Source organism: Kordia sp. (genome assembly GCF_965224175.1).
Taxonomy (GTDB): Bacteria; Bacteroidota; Bacteroidia; order Flavobacteriales; family Flavobacteriaceae; genus Kordia.
Genome location: NZ_OZ245041.1, coordinates 3748100 through 3766434, shown reverse-complemented (window position 1 = coordinate 3766434; position 18335 = coordinate 3748100). Strand labels below are relative to the sequence as shown.

17 protein-coding genes are annotated in these 18335 nt (G+C 33.0%); 11 read left to right on the top strand and 6 right to left on the bottom strand.

From position 1 onward, the window contains the following. Nucleotides 1-25: 25 nt before the first annotated feature. The gene (locus tag ACOQOS_RS16285; RefSeq protein WP_420571531.1) at nucleotides 26-2500 is read right to left on the bottom strand and encodes an O-antigen ligase family protein; all 2475 of its coding nucleotides are present in this window, start codon (nucleotides 2498-2500) and stop codon (nucleotides 26-28) included. A gap of 253 nt (nucleotides 2501-2753) precedes the next feature. Between ACOQOS_RS16285 and ACOQOS_RS16280 the strand changes: the two genes are divergently transcribed. The 7 genes from ACOQOS_RS16280 to ACOQOS_RS16250 all read left to right on the top strand — a co-directional run bounded on the left by ACOQOS_RS16280 (nucleotide 2754) and on the right by ACOQOS_RS16250 (nucleotide 8108). Then, entirely contained in the window at nucleotides 2754-3965 is a 1212-nt protein-coding gene (locus ACOQOS_RS16280; protein WP_420571530.1) for an aminotransferase class V-fold PLP-dependent enzyme, read from the top strand. 88 nt (nucleotides 3966-4053) lie between these two features. After that, nucleotides 4054-4515 (top strand): hypothetical protein, encoded by a 462-nt coding sequence (locus ACOQOS_RS16275; protein ID WP_420571529.1) that lies wholly within the window; start codon nucleotides 4054-4056, stop codon nucleotides 4513-4515. Between the two features lie 57 nt (nucleotides 4516-4572). Continuing rightward, nucleotides 4573-4995 carry a SufE family protein gene (locus ACOQOS_RS16270; RefSeq protein WP_420571528.1) on the top strand — a complete coding sequence of 141 codons (423 nt, stop codon included), beginning with the start codon at nucleotides 4573-4575 and terminating at the stop codon, nucleotides 4993-4995. Nucleotide 4996: 1 nt separating this feature from the next. Beyond that, nucleotides 4997-5323 (top strand): DUF59 domain-containing protein, encoded by a 327-nt coding sequence (locus ACOQOS_RS16265; RefSeq protein WP_420571527.1) that lies wholly within the window; start codon nucleotides 4997-4999, stop codon nucleotides 5321-5323. A gap of 4 nt (nucleotides 5324-5327) precedes the next feature. After that, nucleotides 5328-5843, top strand: coding sequence for a DUF2480 family protein (locus ACOQOS_RS16260; RefSeq protein ID WP_420571526.1), 516 nt, complete (start codon nucleotides 5328-5330; stop codon nucleotides 5841-5843). A gap of 182 nt (nucleotides 5844-6025) precedes the next feature. Beyond that, nucleotides 6026-6949 (top strand): DUF3078 domain-containing protein, encoded by a 924-nt coding sequence (locus ACOQOS_RS16255; RefSeq protein ID WP_420571525.1) that lies wholly within the window; start codon nucleotides 6026-6028, stop codon nucleotides 6947-6949. 220 nt (nucleotides 6950-7169) lie between these two features. Further along, entirely contained in the window at nucleotides 7170-8108 is a 939-nt protein-coding gene (locus ACOQOS_RS16250) for a DUF3078 domain-containing protein (RefSeq protein ID WP_420571524.1), read from the top strand. 13 nt (nucleotides 8109-8121) lie between these two features. Here ACOQOS_RS16250 and ACOQOS_RS16245 read toward each other — a convergent pair whose 3' ends face one another. Together ACOQOS_RS16245 and ACOQOS_RS16240 are read right to left on the bottom strand one after the other, a co-directional pair. Further along, nucleotides 8122-9117, bottom strand: coding sequence for a dienelactone hydrolase family protein (locus ACOQOS_RS16245; RefSeq protein WP_420571523.1), 996 nt, complete (start codon nucleotides 9115-9117; stop codon nucleotides 8122-8124). 87 nt (nucleotides 9118-9204) lie between these two features. Then, nucleotides 9205-11604, bottom strand: a complete 2400-nt coding sequence (locus ACOQOS_RS16240; protein ID WP_420571522.1) for a DUF5916 domain-containing protein — start codon at nucleotides 11602-11604, stop codon at nucleotides 9205-9207. 276 nt (nucleotides 11605-11880) lie between these two features. On the opposite strand from ACOQOS_RS16240, the gene ACOQOS_RS16235 reads away from it, so the two are divergent. From ACOQOS_RS16235 to ACOQOS_RS16225, 3 genes are all read left to right on the top strand, one after another. After that, nucleotides 11881-13275, top strand: coding sequence for a sensor histidine kinase (locus ACOQOS_RS16235; protein ID WP_420571521.1), 1395 nt, complete (start codon nucleotides 11881-11883; stop codon nucleotides 13273-13275). Beyond that, nucleotides 13275-13991, top strand: a complete 717-nt coding sequence (locus ACOQOS_RS16230; RefSeq protein WP_420571520.1) for a response regulator transcription factor — start codon at nucleotides 13275-13277, stop codon at nucleotides 13989-13991. The genes ACOQOS_RS16235 and ACOQOS_RS16230 overlap by 1 nt, the downstream gene beginning before the upstream one ends. Before the next feature lie 119 nt (nucleotides 13992-14110). Further along, the gene (locus ACOQOS_RS16225; RefSeq protein ID WP_420571519.1) at nucleotides 14111-15400 is read left to right on the top strand and encodes an ATP synthase F0 subunit B; all 1290 of its coding nucleotides are present in this window, start codon (nucleotides 14111-14113) and stop codon (nucleotides 15398-15400) included. Between the two features lie 76 nt (nucleotides 15401-15476). Here the strand turns inward: ACOQOS_RS16225 and ACOQOS_RS16220 are convergent, their stop codons facing one another. From ACOQOS_RS16220 to hflX, 3 genes are all read right to left on the bottom strand, one after another. Further along, the gene (locus ACOQOS_RS16220) at nucleotides 15477-15647 is read right to left on the bottom strand and encodes a hypothetical protein (protein WP_420571518.1); all 171 of its coding nucleotides are present in this window, start codon (nucleotides 15645-15647) and stop codon (nucleotides 15477-15479) included. 25 nt (nucleotides 15648-15672) lie between these two features. Then, the gene (locus ACOQOS_RS16215) at nucleotides 15673-15831 is read right to left on the bottom strand and encodes a hypothetical protein (RefSeq protein WP_420571517.1); all 159 of its coding nucleotides are present in this window, start codon (nucleotides 15829-15831) and stop codon (nucleotides 15673-15675) included. Between the two features lie 228 nt (nucleotides 15832-16059). Beyond that, nucleotides 16060-17271 (bottom strand): GTPase HflX, encoded by a 1212-nt coding sequence (gene hflX / locus ACOQOS_RS16210; protein ID WP_420571516.1) that lies wholly within the window; start codon nucleotides 17269-17271, stop codon nucleotides 16060-16062. An 84-nt stretch (nucleotides 17272-17355) separates the two neighbouring features. Between hflX and ACOQOS_RS16205 the strand changes: the two genes are divergently transcribed. After that, complete coding sequence (locus ACOQOS_RS16205) at nucleotides 17356-18318, top strand: endonuclease (protein ID WP_420571515.1); 963 nt, start codon at nucleotides 17356-17358, stop codon at nucleotides 18316-18318. Nucleotides 18319-18335 lie beyond the last annotated feature (17 nt).

Genomic DNA, 18335 nt, shown 5'->3' with positions numbered 1-18335 from the left:
AAGTCGCTGTAAAAGCGACTTCTTTTTATTTATACTTTGATTCTGGCAATGTCATTGCTTGTGAATATTTTTTTGCTCTACTCTTACGATAATCTGCTTTAGATTTTTCTATTTGCCCAAGTTGCTCATAACAATATCCACGACTGTACTCTGCTTTTCCATCTGCAAATGCATTTGCCTTAATAACTCTTGTTAAGTTTGTAATGGCAGTTTTGTAATCTTTCTTAATTAAGTCGATGATTCCAATATTTTGGATCGATAAGTAATCTGTTGGATTCGTTTTTAGAATTTCTTGGTATACTTTTTTTGCAGCTTCATATTGTTGTTTTGCAAAGAAATCATACGCCGATTGATGTTTCGCTTTGACTTCATCTTTACTTAAATACGATTTAAATTTTAGCTTTCGTAAAACTTCTTTTTTCGCATCAATTAATTTTTTACTATGTGAAGTATATGCCAATGCTGTATCCAATACTTTTAGCATTCGATCGCTATCTTTTGCTACTTCATAAACCATATTTGCCTTATTAATCCATTCGTTTACATCTCTGTAATTTACACGTGTGTAACGATTCATAACACGCCATAAATTGACCGTATCATTCTTTGCGCGATACACTCTTTTTAGAATGTTATAATTTGTTTTAAACGCTGGATAATCACTAAAAATGCTTTCAGAATAATGCTTTACACTATCTAAATTGTCTTTTACATTGAGATATATTTCCGATTTAAAAGCCTTTACTAAATGCGCATCTCCATTATATGATGCTACTTCGTTTAGTATTTGCAATGCTTCATCATATTTTTTTGCCTTGATAGCATAATTGGCTAGGTATACTTTATTGACAGTTCCTACATAACTCAATTGCGGATAATTTGTCCATTGCTTTTTAATGTTTCCATAGGAATTTTTTAAAGGTTCTTCACTGAATAGCGTTTTCCCCATTAAATCTGTACGCATATTGCGTTGCAATTGATACGATTTTAGAACCAAATAGTTTGAAGCTAAACTAGCAAAACTACTCAGCAGTAACACACCAAAGATTGCCAAGTGCAACTTTTTAGGCGTAGAAGCATGTTTCGTCGGAGTATTTTTTCTGGCGAAAGCCACTATAAAAACAACAGCGATAACAAAATACAATTGAATTGGTGCACGCTCAAGCGGAAAGTTTAGCAAAGCATCAAATGTGTAAGCAACAGCCATCGAAAAAACAGTAATATAGAGAAACTGTTTTGCATACTCTTTTTCGCGTTTTAAAAGTCCTAAAAACCATAAAAAAGGCAGGACAAATAGCGAAACATAAAATAAAAATCCTATGATTCCTGTTTCGGCAAGCTTTTCTAAAAAGTCACTGTGCGCTCTTCTTGGATTTGCAAAAGAACCTTTACTATTTGTATAATTTTTATAATGTTCTTTTTTGGGAACAGCTTTATAATTTCCATAACCAACTCCAAGCACAGGATTTTCTTTGAAAGCATTGAATGCTAAATTCCAAAGCGAAAAACGACCTGCAGTATTTTTTGGTGGAATGCTAATTTTTTCTTTCTCTGAAATGATTTTTTTCACTTCAGCATTGTTTTCTTCTGCTTTTTTACCACTGTAAAAATCGACTTTCTTTGTGGTCAGCAAAGAAGAAAAAGAGTTCATTTCATTTTTATCAACTCTATTCACATTGAGCACTAAAATCACTGCTAACAAAGGAAAAATAGCTAAAAATATGGTTTCCTTTTTTAGGTTTGTCTTGTATTTTACAATTCCATAAACCAAGAAAGCAATTGTAATAATATATATAATAACTAAAGAGAGTAAGGCAGTTCGAGAAGCTGAAAACAATAATGCCAAGTTTGACATCACAAAAGCTAAAATAGCTACGTATTTCCAAACCTTTTTAAAATATAAAAGACTATAAATTACCAAAGGAACTTGTATCACAATATATGCTGTATAAATATTGACATTAGAGAAATTGTGAGGAAATGCCAATATAAACTCACTCGTTCTTGCCGAACTTGCGTTTCCTAAGAAATATTGAATTGCTCTCCACGAATAATAAACCGTAAGAACAATCGCAATTTTACACACTAAATTGAAGAATAATTTCGGATCTTTTCTGATAAAAATAAACAAACAATAAAACGCTACAATAACATTGACAAACCGCGCCAAATGCACTAAACTTTCACTCACATTAATCGCGGTAATCATTGACAAGCATCCTACAAGAAAGAAGCCTACTAAAAGTAAGAGATACGTTTTCGCTTTTTTAAATAATGTAAAAGATTCAAAAAAGTCTTTGTGCTTGAATAGAAATCCCAAAGAAACTACATTCAATAACGAAACATACAACCATTCTGGCGCATCATAATCCATTGCATTGAATAAAGGCACAAAAGTTACAGCTAGATATAATACACAAAAAAATTGTGCAATGATCAATTGATTAGCTATTTCTGGCTTGCTTGATGAAGCTTTTTTTGCAGGTTTATTTTTTGGCATTGTTTCGAGTTTATGTCAAGAAAAATAACAATTTTCACTTTGTAAGTCAAACAAATATTCACGACTTAAGTCCTATTGCTGGGTGAACAAATTACGAGAAAAATCTTGAAATCAAATGCATTGTTTTTTGAAAGAGTTTCAGAAACCCGATCAAACGCACAAAATTGAGTTATAAATACAACTGATTTCCCCGTAAAAGTGACAACAGAATCTAAGAATAGTTAGTACCTTTGCAACGATAGAAAAAGAGCACATGTTAGATATTAAAAAGATACGAAAAGATTTCCCTATTCTTGAACGAGAAGTAAACGGAAAACCTTTGATATACTTCGATAATGCAGCTACTTCACAAACTCCACAACAAGTGATTGATTGTATTGTAGATTATTACTCGCGTTACAATGCAAATATTCATCGTGGCGTACACACATTGAGTCAGGAAGCTACAGATGCGTATGAAGAAGCGCGTATCAAAATTCAACAACATTTTAACGCGGCAAAACCGTACGAAATCATCTTAACTGCCGGTACTACTGACAGTATTAATTTAGTTGCAAATGGTTTTACTTCTTTGTTGAAAAAAGGCGATGAAATTATTGTTTCTGCTTTAGAACATCATTCAAACATTGTTCCTTGGCAAATATTGTGTGAACATACTGGCGCTGTTTTGAAAGTGATTCCGATGTTTGAAAGCGGACAGCTAGACATGGAAACTTATGTTTCTTTGTTGAACGAAAACACAAAATTGGTCTTTTGCAATCATGTTTCAAATGCATTAGGAGTTATCAATCCTATCGAATTTATTGTTGAAAAAGCGCACGAAGTTGGCGCAGCAGTTTTAATTGATGGCGCACAAGCTTCTCCACATATCAAAGCAGATGTACAAGCGCTAGATGTAGATTTTTATGTAGCTTCTGCTCACAAAATTTGTGGCCCAACAGGTGTTGGATTATTATACGGAAAAGAAGATTGGCTGAACAAATTACCTCCATATAGAGGTGGTGGCGAAATGATTGATCAAGTTACTTTTGAAAAAACTACCTATGCAGGTTTGCCACATAAGTTCGAAGCTGGAACACCAAATATTTGTGGAGTCATTGCTTTTGGAGCTGCGCTCGATTACATGAACAATATTGGCTTTGAAGCTATTGCAGCTTATGAAAATGAATTGCTGGTATATGCTACCGAAAAATTACTTGCTATTGGAGAAGTAACTATTTATGGAACTGGCGAAAAAACCGCTGTTATTTCATTTAATATAGATAACATACATCCGTATGATATTGGAACTATTGTTGATAAACTTGGAATTGCAGTTAGAACAGGACATCACTGCGCACAACCTATCATGGATTTTTACAAAATTCCAGGAACTGTACGAGCTTCGTTTTCGTTTTACAATACCAAAGAAGAAATAGATACATTTATTGAAGCCATTACCAAAGCTAAAATGATGCTTTCTTAAAGAATACAGAATTCTAAATTTAATACAGAAAGACGTCTCTAATGGCGTCTTTTTTTGTATTATTATATAACTGAATAAAATATTACTTATGAAATTTTTACTTTGCCTATTTTCAATAGCACTCTTTACTAAAGGTTGTGACAACAAGAACTCCGAAACACAACTCACGGAAAAAAATGCTCAAGATGAAATTTCAATTCAATACAAAGCATCTTCTCGTGGGTTTTATCAAGATATCAATCTGTCTAAAGAATTATTTTCACTCACGAATATTCGCGGTAAAAAAACAAGTGTTCAGCAAGAAGTAGCAGATGAAGATTGGAAAGAAATCATACAATTACTCGATAAAATTGATGCTGAAAAACTCAAAAAAAACTATGTAAATCCCGATGATCTTAAACGAGATGCAGTGATTCCTGCAACATTATCTATTCATTATAAAGAAAATGTAGTGAGAAGTGTAGAATTCGGACATGGAAATCCACCAAAAGAATTAGCAGCTTTGGTAAATAAAATACAAGCAATGGCAAATGCAGTTGATAAACCGTAATAGTTGTTGTATTTTTGCGTCTAAGTAAACAATCGTATATACTAAGAACGAATAAAAATGACGATACAAGAGATACAAGACGAAATAGTAGACGAATTCAGCATGTTTGAAGATTGGATGCAACGTTATGAATACATGATTGATCTTGGAAAATCGCTTCCTTTGATTGATGAAAACTTAAAAAAGGACGAAAACCTCATTAAAGGCTGTCAAAGTAAAGTTTGGGTTCACGGCGAAATGAAAGATGACAAATTGGTTTTTACTGCCGATAGTGACGCCATCATTACCAAAGGAATTATTGCGATTCTAATTCGCGCATTCTCCAATCAAAATCCAGCGGCAATCATTAATGCAAATACAGATTTTATTGATGAAATTGGTTTAAAAGAGCATTTATCTCCTACAAGAGCCAATGGACTTGTTAGTATGATTAAACAATTAAAGTTATATGCAATTGCATATCAAACACAATTAAATTAAAATGTCAGAAATCACCATAGATACAGACGCTTTAGGCGAAAAAATAGTTAGAGTTTTAAAAACCATTTACGATCCAGAAATTCCAGTAGATATCTACGAGCTTGGATTAATTTATGATGTTTTTGTAAATGAAAGCTCTGATGTAAAAATCTTAATGACACTAACGTCACCAAACTGTCCTGTTGCAGAAACGCTTCCGCTAGAAATAGAAGAAAAAGTAAAATCGCTCAAAGAAGTAAACAATGCTACTGTTGAAATTACATTTGATCCACCTTGGGATAAAGATTTGATGAGTGAAGAAGCAAAACTAGAATTAGGTTTATTATAAGCACATGGCAGACGAAATTATCAATAGAGTTGCGCAAAGCAAATTAGTCACATTTGATCTTGAAGATTATTACCCTTCAGGCGAACGTGTATTGTTTGATATTTCCGATTGGCTCATGGAAGGATTGATTCTTCGTGAGAAAGATTTCAGAAAACATGTTGCTGAATACGATTGGTCTCAACACCAAGGACAGTATGTTGCGCTATGTTGCACTACCGATGCCATAATTCCAGCATGGGCATATATGTTGATAAGCGCAAATATTACACCTTTTGTCGAAAAAGTGATAATTGGCACCTTAGAAAATCTGGAAAGTTTCATTTATCAAGATATCATCAACAACTTAGATGTTTCTGAATACCAAGACAAGCCTGTAATTATAAAAGGTTGCGCCAATAAACCCATACCAGACAACGCATACGCGATGATGACTACCAAATTACATAACGTAGCAAGAAGTGTTATGTATGGAGAAGCTTGTTCGTCTGTTCCACTCTACAAAAAGAAAAAAACCTCCTAAAAAACCACTTAACAATTTAACTATTAGACAGTTAAATATTTTATGGTATTTTTGTGAACTAAATCGCATATTCTATATTTGCCTTCGCAAAAATTAAAAAGAACAGTTGTGAAATAAATTCTTACATTAGTATTAATTAAGAAGTTAATTTAGATCACTGATAACCTAATAAAAACAGACAAATGAAAAAAATCGTATTTGCAATCGCATTATGTTTAGGTATGAGCTCTTTAAATGCTCAAACAGCAGAAGAATTAAAAGCGCAAAAAGCAGAAAAGCAAGCTGCAGCAGATGCTTTACAAGCAGAAGCAAATGCTTTACAAGCACAAATTGACGCACTTCCAGGATGGAAAAAAGGAGCTTTCGGAACTATTGGTGGAAGCCTTTCTGAATTTAGCAATTGGTATGCACAAGGAACACCAAACGTTTCATCAGGAAATATTGGTTTTACCGTAAACGCATATGCAAATTTACAACAAGAGAAGTTCTTCTGGAACAACAGTGCTAATGTAAACTTAGCTTGGGTTAAGTTTGATGATAAAGACAATCCAACTGATGATAAAAAGTTTAGAGAAGCTACAGATGTGTTTAACATTAGCTCCTTATACGGTCGTAAATTGAGTGAAAAATTCGCAATCTCAGGATTAGCAGAATACAGAACTACTATTTTAAGTAACTTCAATGATCCTGGATATTTAGATCTTGGTGTTGGTGCTACTTGGACTCCAATTACAAACTTAATTGTGGTAATTCACCCATTAAACTACAACTTCGTATTTAGTGACAATGATACTGTTTTTGAGTCTTCTTTAGGTGCGAAAATCGTTGCAGATTACACAAGAAGTATTGGAGCAATCAACTTTAAAACAAATTTATCAATGTTCCAAAGTTATGAAAGTAGTGATCTTTCAAACTGGACATGGACAAACTCTTTTAGCTACACGTTGTGGAAAATGATTGGAGTTGGTTTTGATTTTGGTTTAAGACAAAACAAGCAAGAAGCCGTAAACTTCAATCTTGCACAAGGAAATGCAGGAACAACTTTTGACAATGTAGACAACAAGTTACAGTCGTACTGGACAATTGGTTTGAGCTACAACTTGTAAGATACAGCTTAAATAATATAAAAAAAGCGGTCTAAAAACGTGTAGAAACGTCATTCTGGACTTGATCCAGAATCTCATTATATTGATTTTCAATCTTTATGAGAAACCGAATCGAGTTCGGTTTGACGAAATTTACACTTTGTAGACCGTTTTTTTCGTTTCACACATTTTGATTTCAAATTTTCAGCATATATTTTTGCGCACATATTTTTGATATACTATGAAACATGCTATAATGTTGTGTTTCCTATTCATAGGATTAACTGCTAGAAGTCAAGAACTACAAAAACCAACAGTTATTGAAGCTGCGATACAAAAATCTGCGGCAATACAAAAACCTATAACTGTTACACAAGACACTATACCCAAAGGTTTTCGATCTAAAGGAAATGTATCTTTCTTGTTTAATCAAGCAGCTTTCTCCAATTGGGCTGCTGGTGGAGAAAATAGTATTTCTGGAACTTTAGGATTGGTGTACGATTTAAATTATCATCAAGAGAAGTGGGATTGGGACACGCGAATTGTCGCTGCTTACGGTTTAACACAAACCAAGAATAGTCAATTTACCCGAAAAACAGACGATCGTTTTGAATTGAATTCCGTCATTGGTAAAAAAGGAGAAAATCACTGGTTTTATTCAGGGTTTTTAAATTTTAGAACACAAATAACCAAAGGTTTCAATTATAGTACAGATGAAAATGGTGTGGAAACACGCACACAAAATACCAATGTTTTTTCACCTGCATATGTATCATTTGGACCTGGAGTTTTATGGAAGAAAAGCGATCATTTAAATTTCAATATTGCGCCAGGAACTTCCAAAATGACCATTGTTGACAAAAGCTTTACCTTGCCAAACTCAGCATATTTTGGTGTTGCAGAAGGAAAAAGTATTCGCTACGAATTAGGAATGTACGCTTCTGGATATTATAAATTTACATTACTGAAAAATATCGTTCTTGAGAATATTTTAAATCTCTATTCTAATTATTTAGAAAAACCCGAAAATGTAGATATTAACTATAGTGCCAATGTGGTAATGTCTATCAACAAATACCTTTCTACGAACATCAACTTCCAAACCATTTACGACGACAATGCTTTTAATGGATTCCAAACACGTGAAGTGCTAGGCTTAGGTGTGAATTATGGGTTTTGATATGTTATTTTCATTAATTTTTAGCTACCCAATTTAAAAAATCTATAAAAATAGAATTCAAATGTTCTTCAAATTTTCCATGTTCTATTTCTTTCCCAAATATGTGGTCTAAATTAGGATATGCTTTAAAAGTTAAATTATTCTTCTTATGTCGTATAAATTCTATTGGTATTAAGTAAGCCGACTCAAGTGCTACTGCTTGGTCTTTTGTACCAATCGCTGCGAATATTGGCTTTTCAATTTGCAATAAATTCTCAATAGGCGGCTCGGAGAAACCACTCCATCTTTTATAACTGTTATTCTTTCCTTGCCAAAATCTGTCGGTAGCATTTGGGTTAGCCATAATATCCTTTAAGTCATTGAACAACGAGTCGATTTTCAATTCGGCTTGCTCTTCAGTCAAAGTTCCTTTATCAACATCTTTCCTAATGAAAGTTACAAAGTCAATAAATTGCGTATTGCCACCACCTGACCAATATCCAAAATGCGTTATCTTTTTATTTATCGTTCCCAATTTCGCAACAACATCACTGCCTTCAGAATGTCCGAGTGCAATAATTTTTTGGAACTGATTTTTATGATTTTTAATTAGTTCATTGATTACCTTATCGGATTGAAAAGCTCTATAAGCCAACGTTTGAGTTTCATAATATGTTTTTGGAACAGGAAATTCCTTGTCCATTTCTGTTAAGAAAGGAAATCCTTTTTTTGAAATCACTACAAGCAAATAATCATTTGGTAAGAGATTGAAATCAAGAGGAATAACTGTTCCAACATAGGTTTTCCCATCTTCTTCCATTGTTTGATAGAGAGATACAGCTTTAGAACCTTGATGATATAACAATAGATTCTTTGTGGAGTCGATACTCTTCTTGGAATACGTGTGATAGTTTATAGTATCATTTTTTACCATAATGGAATGATGCTTAAATGCTTCTATAATTTTTGTTCTTTGTGCGAAAGATGTGTTACAAAAGCTTAAAAATAGAAGTATTGTGAATAATCTCATTTTAATTAAATTTATTAAAGATTGATAGAAAAAGAATGTGTTGTTAATATTACGAAATAGGTTAATCGTTAGTTTAAAGTCATACAGTTACAACTTACGAAGTTGATTGAAATCTAAAAAATATGTCATTTTCAACGAAATCGTATTGCTGTTGTCTTGTTGTAGCGTATTTTTCAAATTAGTTCCGTAACCTGAATTGATTTGATTATTGAATAAATTCGCGCCCAACTTATAATTAAAACTCAACTCACTGGCTGGTGCAAATTGCCATCTTGCCGTATAATCAATCGTAAATGAATTGAAATTATCATCAAAATCATTTGGATCAATTGTATAATTATTGCGGTCTAAGTTTCCTTGCGTATTCAAAGAAAATTGATCGTCATAATCAACTTGAATCCAATAATGACGCACACGCAAATTCATACTCAGTTTAGAATATATGGCATAACTCGCTTCAAACGTATTGGTCAATTCTTTGACACTTCTTTTCCCAAAAATCAAATCATTATTTTCACGTGTTACAAAACCTGCATTGCTAGGAATATTGGTTACATCTTGACTAAAATATAGCGAAATATGCTGTCCCAACTGTCCACGCAGTCCGTAACCAGCAATAAATTCATCCGAAAAAATAGCAGAATTTAACGTTTTCACATACACTGCATATCCAGCAAAAGAAAAATTCTTATTACGATTCGTTTGATATTCCGCAAAATATTCTAACTGCGCTGGCTTATTAAAGTTTCTATCTTTGGTACGTGGTTCAAAGAAATCTTGTCGTTTTTCTATAAACGCAAACGAACCAAAAAATACACTATTATTCTTAAAAGTGGCATCGCCTTGTAATTTGTAATAGGCAAATTCTTTCTCAAATAAACTGTAGTAATAACGCTGACTATGATCAATTCCAACAGAATATTGATTGAACCATTTTTTAGGATTATTATTTTGATAATTTATGTTGGCACGAACTGAAAATTGATTGTTTCTCGGTAAAAATCCGAAGTCATTATTATCAAACTTATCATCGTATAAATTTGCTGAAATTCCGCCTCTCCAATTTCCACTTACTTTTGACAGATACGCATAATATTGATGTCCGAATTCATCTTTCTGATCAGAAAAATATTTTTGAGAAACTGCTTTTTTCACATACACAGAATAAGTTCTATTTTTTGTATATCCGCGGAATAATAATGCTGAAAAATTGCTGTCGTAATCTTTTCCACTTCGCCAAACTGAATTGTTTAAAAATGTGATGGATGAATTGTTTTTTAAGGTTTGATCGAGTACTAAAGCATTGTAATTTGTGAAAGGATTTGTTTGTTCGTTTCGAAACTCATTGGTTTCTGTATTTTGAATCGTAGCTTCACTTTTTGCCGTAATTCCGTTTAAAACTCCGATTGAAAAACCTTTGGACGATTTTCCGGTGACTTTTACAAGATTGATAATATTTGAAGCAATTGGATTCTTGACAATTTCTTCGTTTTCGGACAGTTCTATATTGTTTTTATTAATTGGAACGCCACCAATTCTTCGCGTATATAAATAACCACCTTTATCAAAAATTTCTGTCCCTTCAATAAAAAATTGCCTATTTTCATTGAAACGCACTTCAAATGGCGACAAGTTAAAAATTTGATTGTCGGACAACGCCTGACTAAAATCTGGAATTAAAGAAACATCCAACGTATACGAATTGTCATGTACATATTTCACATCCAAACCACCATTCAAACTTGTCTTACTAGTACCATCAGGGCTTTTTTCGTTTACAACAGATACAAACGGATAGAATGATAAATTTAATGGCGGCGTAATTTTTGGCAAACCTTCTAAGCTTCCAAATTGATTCAAGAAACCGTCAACTTCTGGTTTTATAGGATTCCAATACGATTCTTCGTTCAGCTTTGTAGAAACTCTTTGAAAGTTGATTTTAAAATTATCCATAGCTTCCTTTGGAAATCGAATACTATTGAACGGAATTTTGAATTCTACAATCCATTTGTCATCGTATAATTTTACTTCACTATCCCAAACTACATTAAAATTTTCATAACTATTATTCTGGCTTAGTTTTAAATCGGTTTGTACGTTTGCTGCTGTCACTGTAAAATCATATCCTTCACGCGTTTCACCAAAAGGATCAATTTGTAGTGCAAAAACATCTGCATTTCCTGTGTTATCACGTGCTGTTAATTGCTTACTAATTTCTTCTTTGTTTGCAACATGCATAATTCCTAAGACATATAAATAACTGTCGTCATACAGTACTGCAATCTCCGTTTTTCGTGTAGAAGCTTTTCCGTTATCTGGGCGTGTTTGTATAAAATTTCCAGCTTCTGCATGTTGTTTCCAATCGGCTTCATCTGCAACTCCATCAATAGTAATTGGTGAAGTAACTTTGTGAATTTGAATTGTTTTTTGCGCATATAGTGATACACTAAAAAATAAGAAGACGTAATAAATGGTTAAATGTTTCATGTTGTAAGTTCGTTGACTGATTGATGTTGCAAATGTGAAAAAGTACCGCCGATAAACAGGTTAAGCAGAAGTTAATGAGCAGTTAACGTACTTTTTAATAATGTAAGCGACTTTGTTAACGTAGAACTCAAACCATAGTAAACACAGGTGTTTTCAGCATTTTTAAGGTTAATGATCGGTTAACGATGTGGTTTTTTATGGCTGCATCTTGCTGAATTACTACTTTTGAATTGTTGAAACTGAAGAAACAGCCAACAACAAACCAACAACCATTAGATGAAAAATAAAATCACCATATTAATTATTGCTTCTATTGCTACATTGATTGCCTTATCGGGAATTCAAGGATACTTAATAGAAAACGCATATCAATTAAAGAAGCGCGCATTTGTACAAGAAACAGATAATGCGATTTCTGATATTGACAATCATCCAGAGTTGGATTCATTGGTTGATATTCTTGGCGAAGATTTACGTACCAATTTAGGTGATTACGAAAATAAACGCATTACCAAAGCTGAGGTAATTCGCAGATTACGCATAAAAGCAGACAGCATTAATGTACCATATATGGAACGTTACAAAAAAGAATTAGCTGCTATCAATTTAGGATATAAAATTCGTTACAAGCGTGATATTACAAGTATCGTTGTGTTTAATGGTCAAGAAAATGACACCATTTTTCCTGCAACAAAAAACCAAGATGCCACAGTTTTGGGAGAACATTTTGATAATACAGATACACATGTTATTAAAAGCTCACGAACCTTTACAGAGTTTGATTTTATTTCGCAAGAAAACGATAGTGTGTTTACAAATACATTTGATGTTGAGCTAAAAACAAAAGATGTCATTTTAATTACCGACTGGAAAAGTATTGTTTTTCGTCGTATGGCAATTTTACTTGTATTCTCGGTATTACTGTTTTTGTTTGTCGTTGGATTGCTCTATTATTCAATTAAAAATTTAATTAATCAGAAGAAAATCACAGAGATCAAAACAGATTTCATCAACAATATCACACACGAATTAAAAACACCTTTGGCTACTTTAAGTGTTGCATCAAAAAGTTTAAAAAACAAAGGAATTCGCAATTCTGAGGAAGCATTTGATCATACATTAAATATTGTTGACAGACAAAATACACGCTTGCAAAAACTCATCGATCAAGTATTAACGAATAGTTTGAGCGCCAATGATATTGTATTATCGAAAGACGTTGTTGTAGACAACGAATATTTTAATGATTTGATTGCAGATTTCAAATTGTCAACACAACAGCATGAATTAAACATCATTAATCATATTTGCCCACAAGAAGTATTGTTACGAATAGATACTTTCCATTTTACAACTGCCATCCTAAATATTCTAGAAAATGCAGTAAAGTATGGAAATGATGAAACAGAAATTACGATAGAAACTTCGTTGAAAGGCGATACATACAGCATCAAAATTAGTGACAATGGACAAGGAATTTCGGAGAAAGATCAGCCACAAATTTTTGATAAGTTTTATAGAGTTAGTCACGGAAATGTACACAATGTAAAAGGACTTGGATTAGGATTGTATTATACAAGTCAGATTGTGAACGCACATGAAGGTAAAATTACCGTGCAAAGCGAATTAGAAAAAGGAACCATATTTACCCTATTAATACCAATTAACTAATGCAAAAAACCAAAGTTTTACTCGCAGAAGACGATTATGATTTCGGAAGTATTTTAAAACAATACTTAATGATTCACAATTTTGATGTGACTTGGGCAAAAAACGGTCAGGAAGCGTTTGCGCTTTTTACTGCCGACGAACATCAACAAGATAACGCTTTTGATATTTGTGTTTTTGATGTGATGATGCCAAAATTAGACGGTTTTTCATTAGCGGAAAAAGTGATTCAACACAATCCTGAAATTCCATTTATCTTTTTGACAGCCAAGAAGATGAAAGAAGACAAAATACGAGGATTAAAACTCGGAGCCGACGATTATATCGTCAAGCCATTTGAAGCTGATATTTTGGTTTTACGTTTACAAAACATATTGAAACGAACACAAAAAACAATTATTTCATCAAAAAACGAACTAGAATTTACCATTGGAAAATATGTTTTTGACACAGTAAACTATCAATTAAAATTCAATGGAGAAACACAACGAATTACTGAGAAAGAAGCGCAACTCATTCAGTATTTCTACGATCACAAAAACCAAATGATAAAACGAGAAGACGTTCTTGAAAATGTTTGGGGAACTGATGATTTCTTTTCAGGAAGAAGCATGGATGTATTTATTAGCCGACTCCGAAAATACTTTAAAAAAGATGCTACCATTGCCATAGAAAGTACTCGTGGCGTTGGATTGACTTTTAAAATCATCAAAGAATAAGAGTAACATTCATCAAAAATTAGAAAAATGACACAAGCATCCGTAATCAGGTTATATGAATTACAATTTTTTATGATGCTAACTGCATTTGACATTAACAGAAATTAAAAAACGTACAAATGAAACATTTATTTATAGCAATTATAAGCACATGCATCGTCCAGTTAGGATATGCGCAAGAACCACCAACACCGCCAACGCCACCATCAACAAGTTCATCATCTACATACAGTAGTTCTACAAAAAGTAGCAGTAGTAGTGAAAGTACTTCTATTTCTATAAGCCATACAGAAGATGATTATAAACTTCGTGCACGTTTTCCAAAAAATAGATACGAGAAGCTTAAAAATTTGATCGAAAATACACTTGGCGGAAAAAATATGGATATCGGAAAAGGATATTCTAAATGGAGTAACGATGAAAAGGTATATTACGTAAAACTGACAGAAAAAAGCTTGCGTATTTCTTTAGACTTAAATGTCGCTTCTCCTGCTTTGGTAGAAAAGTTTGAAGCTATGGGAAAAGATGCCAAGATTATTATTTCGGGAAGCAGTGTAAATGCTGAAAAACAACGTATGCAAAGAGAAGCAGATCGTATGCGTAGAGAGGCAGATCGTATGCAACTTGAAGCAGAACGTTTGGAACGTCAGGCAGAACGTGAAGCAAAACGAATTGAACAACAAGCGAAACGAGAGAAACAACGTGCTGAACGCGAAGCGAAACGTATTGAAATGCAAGCAAAAAGAATAGAACGAGAAGCAAAACGTTTGGATAGAGAAGCAAAACGCGTAGAAGAAAGAGCACGTCATAAAGGCGGCGTAAGCACTCATATAAAACGTTTGTTAGACGATCCAAAAACTGCATATTCTGGAACTTCTGATACAAATCTAAATTGGATTTGGCCAGCAATACAAAACGATTTATTAGCATCATTGAGAGACGATCAATTAATTAGTACTACTGATGAAGTTACTTTTACCACTGAAAAAGATCGTATGTATGTGAACGGAACTGAGTTATCTGAAGCACAAAATAGAAAATATGCAGCAATGTTCCGCAAAGCTGGCGTACAAAGAAATGCTGATTTTTCATTCTATAAAAAAGGAAATCATATTGTAGTCATTGGCTTAAATGCTAAGATTAAAAAAGTATTCAACGATTTACATAAAAAAGGATTTATTGGATCTACAGATGAAGCGGTGAAATTGTTAATAGACGGAAACAATATTACACAAAACGGAAATAGTTTAGGAAAAGATAAAGTTGCTGCCTACAATGCTATTTTACGTGATAATGGAATTATACCAGCGCCAGGAAAGTATATTGAAATGAAAAAAGCAGGAAGTTACCGACTGGGCTATGCTTTAGGAAATAGAGGAATAATAGGAACTTGGATTGAAGAAGATTAAATGTCCTTTTCTTTAGGTTATTGATAAAAAAAGAGTCTACATAATGCATAGACTCTTTTATGTTTTTTGTATGATTTCAAAATGTATCTACAGGATCATCTGGACATACATAACACCATGTATTATTAGTTGGATCAAATGGATCTTTTGGATCAAATGGATCTTGTCGTAATCCGCCTTTTAGCAAATCAGATAAATTGCTAACAGCTTTTTTATTAAGTTGTAGTTTTTTTAGACTTTTTTTCATTGTATTAAGTTTTTAATATTGAATTTTACCACTCATTTTGATTATCAGGACAGATGTAGCACATCGTATTAGCATTTGTTGGTGGTCCTGTTGGCGATTCTTTTCGAAGTCCACCTATAGTTTGAGTTGATAAATCAGAGACTGCTTTTTTCTTAAGATTTAATTGCTTTTTATTTTTTTTCATTGTGTAAAATATTAAGTTGCTCCTACTCGTACGTTTTTCGGATTCCACGTAAAAGGTAATACAGCATCGTTTTCCGAAGAAAATAGCTGTATAGCATCAGTCTGAAAAAAATAAGGGAATTATAAGTCTTACATCATTAACAAACAGATTTACTGCCTATTAGTAGATATTAAATGTAAACAAAAAAGGAGATAATTGCAATTATCTCCTTTTTTTGATCTTTAATTTTTATTGTAATTCCTCATAATCTGGATACAAGAAATTATTATATGGAAAACGCGTTACGTGAATTTCACGAACTACATTATATACTTTACGTTTAAACTCGTCTAAGTTTTCTTTATTGATTGCAGAAATAAACAACACATCTTCCGCAGAAGAATTCATCCATGTTTTTTTCCAATCATCAAGCGTATAATGTGCTTTGGTTTTTTCAGTCACCAAATCATCACTATCAATAGTTTCATGCGTGTATGCATCAATTTTATTGAAAACCATCACTGTAGGTTTATCAGCACTTTTAATTTCACTCAAAATCTGATTTACAGAAGCAATATGATCTTCAAAATTAGGATGCGAAATGTCTACTATGTGCAATAATAAATCGGCTTCTCGAACTTCATCAAGTGTACTTTTAAAAGAATCTACCAATTGTGTTGGTAATTTTCTAATAAATCCAACAGTATCACTCAATAAAAAAGGAAGATTTCCAATGACAACTTTGCGCACAGTAGTATCTAACGTAGCAAACAGTTTATTTTCAGCAAAAACATCGCTCTTACTTACCACATTCATCAAAGTAGATTTTCCAACATTGGTATATCCGACTAAAGCAACACGAATCAAGGCACCTCTGTTTCCACGTTGTACGGCCATTTGCTTATCGATTGTCACCATTTTTTTTCGCAACAAAGCAATTTTATCACGTACAATACGTCTATCTGTTTCAATTTCAGTTTCTCCAGGTCCGCGCATTCCAATTCCTCCTCGTTGACGTTCTAAATGCGTCCATAAACCTGTAAGTCGTGGTAATAAATATTGATATTGTGCTAGCTCTACTTGTGTTCGCGCATAACTTGTCTTAGCGCGTTGTGCAAAAATGTCGAGAATCAATCCGGTTCTATCAATAATCTTGCATTTTAGCAAACGCTCTATATTTTTTTGTTGTGAAGGAGATAACTCATCATCAAAAATCACAGATCCAATATCGTTCGATTTTACAAACTGCTCTACTTCTTCCATTTTTCCGGTTCCGATAAATGTTTTCGGATTCGGAATATCAATCTTCTGTGTAAAACGCTTTACAACTTCACCGCCTGCAGTATATGTCAAAAACTCAAGTTCATCTAAATACTCTTTAGATTTGACTTCGTCTTGATCTTTAGTTATTACCCCTATAAGGACGGCACGCTCGTAAGCTATCGATTTCTTTTCTAGCATAAATAAAATTAAAAACACAAAGTTACACATTTCCTTTTGTGATTTTAGTACTTTTATATTTATAAACAGACTTTTATAACTCTTATGGAGAAAAACAATACTATACGTAAGTACCACACCATTGCATTTTACAATCTTGAAAATTTATTTGATACAGAAGACGATCAATATGTTTTAGACAATGATTTTTTACCTGAATCAGATCGAAATTGGACTCCAAAACGTTATGATAAGAAAATTTACAAGTTAAGTTCTGCCATTGCTAGTATTGGTCCAGAAAATATAGAAAATCCGCCTGTATTGGTAGGTGTTGCTGAAGTTGAAAACAAAACAGTCATGAATGATCTTATCAATTCAAAACAACTTATTGAACATGACTATGATTTTGTCCATTACAATTCTCCTGACGAACGTGGAATTGATGTAGGTTTGCTCTATCAAAAAGAACATTTTGAAGTAATTGATTCCGAATCAATTCCTATCCTATTATATAATGATGAAGGACGTCGTGATTTTACACGAGATACATTATATGTAAAAGGTTTATTAAACAATGAACTTATTCATGTTTTTGTGAATCATTGGTCTTCGCGCAGAGATGGCGCAGATGAAACAGCACACAAGCGTATTAAGGCCGCGGAAACTGTTAGAGAAAAAATAAACAATATCCAATCTGAAGAAATAGATCCTCATATTATTATTATGGGTGATTTTAATGATGATCCTACAAGCAAAAGCATTCAACAACATTTAATGGATACAGACTTGTATAATCCTATGGAAAAATTATTGACTATATATAAAGGTAGTTTAAACTATAAAGGAGAATGGAATTTATTTGATCAAATTATTTTTACAACCAACTTCTTCGATTATAAAAAAGGAACTCACAGTTTTGCTACTGCAGATGTTTTTGATGATCACTTTTTAACACAATGGAAAGGAAAGTACAAAGGCAATCCTTTCAGAACCTATGCTGGCAGAAAATATCTTGGTGGTTATAGCGATCATTTTCCTGTTTATATAAGGTTAAAATTTAACGCCTGACTTTTATTTTTTTTCAA

Excerpts from the sequence above, each read along its gene's own strand:
- ACOQOS_RS16285 (WP_420571531.1), bottom strand. The coding sequence starts at position 2,500 with ATGCCAAAAAATAAACCTGCAAAAAAAGCTTCATCAAGCAAGCCAGAA.
- ACOQOS_RS16280 (WP_420571530.1), top strand. The coding sequence starts at position 2,754 with ATGTTAGATATTAAAAAGATACGAAAAGATTTCCCTATTCTTGAACGA.
- ACOQOS_RS16275 (WP_420571529.1), top strand. The coding sequence starts at position 4,054 with ATGAAATTTTTACTTTGCCTATTTTCAATAGCACTCTTTACTAAAGGT.
- ACOQOS_RS16270 (WP_420571528.1), top strand. The coding sequence starts at position 4,573 with ATGACGATACAAGAGATACAAGACGAAATAGTAGACGAATTCAGCATG.
- ACOQOS_RS16265 (WP_420571527.1), top strand. The coding sequence starts at position 4,997 with ATGTCAGAAATCACCATAGATACAGACGCTTTAGGCGAAAAAATAGTT.
- ACOQOS_RS16260 (WP_420571526.1), top strand. The coding sequence starts at position 5,328 with ATGGCAGACGAAATTATCAATAGAGTTGCGCAAAGCAAATTAGTCACA.
- ACOQOS_RS16255 (WP_420571525.1), top strand. The coding sequence starts at position 6,026 with ATGAAAAAAATCGTATTTGCAATCGCATTATGTTTAGGTATGAGCTCT.
- ACOQOS_RS16250 (WP_420571524.1), top strand. The coding sequence starts at position 7,170 with ATGAAACATGCTATAATGTTGTGTTTCCTATTCATAGGATTAACTGCT.
- ACOQOS_RS16245 (WP_420571523.1), bottom strand. The coding sequence starts at position 9,117 with ATGAGATTATTCACAATACTTCTATTTTTAAGCTTTTGTAACACATCT.
- ACOQOS_RS16240 (WP_420571522.1), bottom strand. The coding sequence starts at position 11,604 with ATGAAACATTTAACCATTTATTACGTCTTCTTATTTTTTAGTGTATCA.
- ACOQOS_RS16235 (WP_420571521.1), top strand. The coding sequence starts at position 11,881 with ATGAAAAATAAAATCACCATATTAATTATTGCTTCTATTGCTACATTG.
- ACOQOS_RS16230 (WP_420571520.1), top strand. The coding sequence starts at position 13,275 with ATGCAAAAAACCAAAGTTTTACTCGCAGAAGACGATTATGATTTCGGA.
- ACOQOS_RS16225 (WP_420571519.1), top strand. The coding sequence starts at position 14,111 with ATGAAACATTTATTTATAGCAATTATAAGCACATGCATCGTCCAGTTA.
- ACOQOS_RS16220 (WP_420571518.1), bottom strand. The coding sequence starts at position 15,647 with ATGAAAAAAAGTCTAAAAAAACTACAACTTAATAAAAAAGCTGTTAGC.
- ACOQOS_RS16215 (WP_420571517.1), bottom strand. The coding sequence starts at position 15,831 with ATGAAAAAAAATAAAAAGCAATTAAATCTTAAGAAAAAAGCAGTCTCT.
- hflX (WP_420571516.1), bottom strand. The coding sequence starts at position 17,271 with ATGCTAGAAAAGAAATCGATAGCTTACGAGCGTGCCGTCCTTATAGGG.
- ACOQOS_RS16205 (WP_420571515.1), top strand. The coding sequence starts at position 17,356 with ATGGAGAAAAACAATACTATACGTAAGTACCACACCATTGCATTTTAC.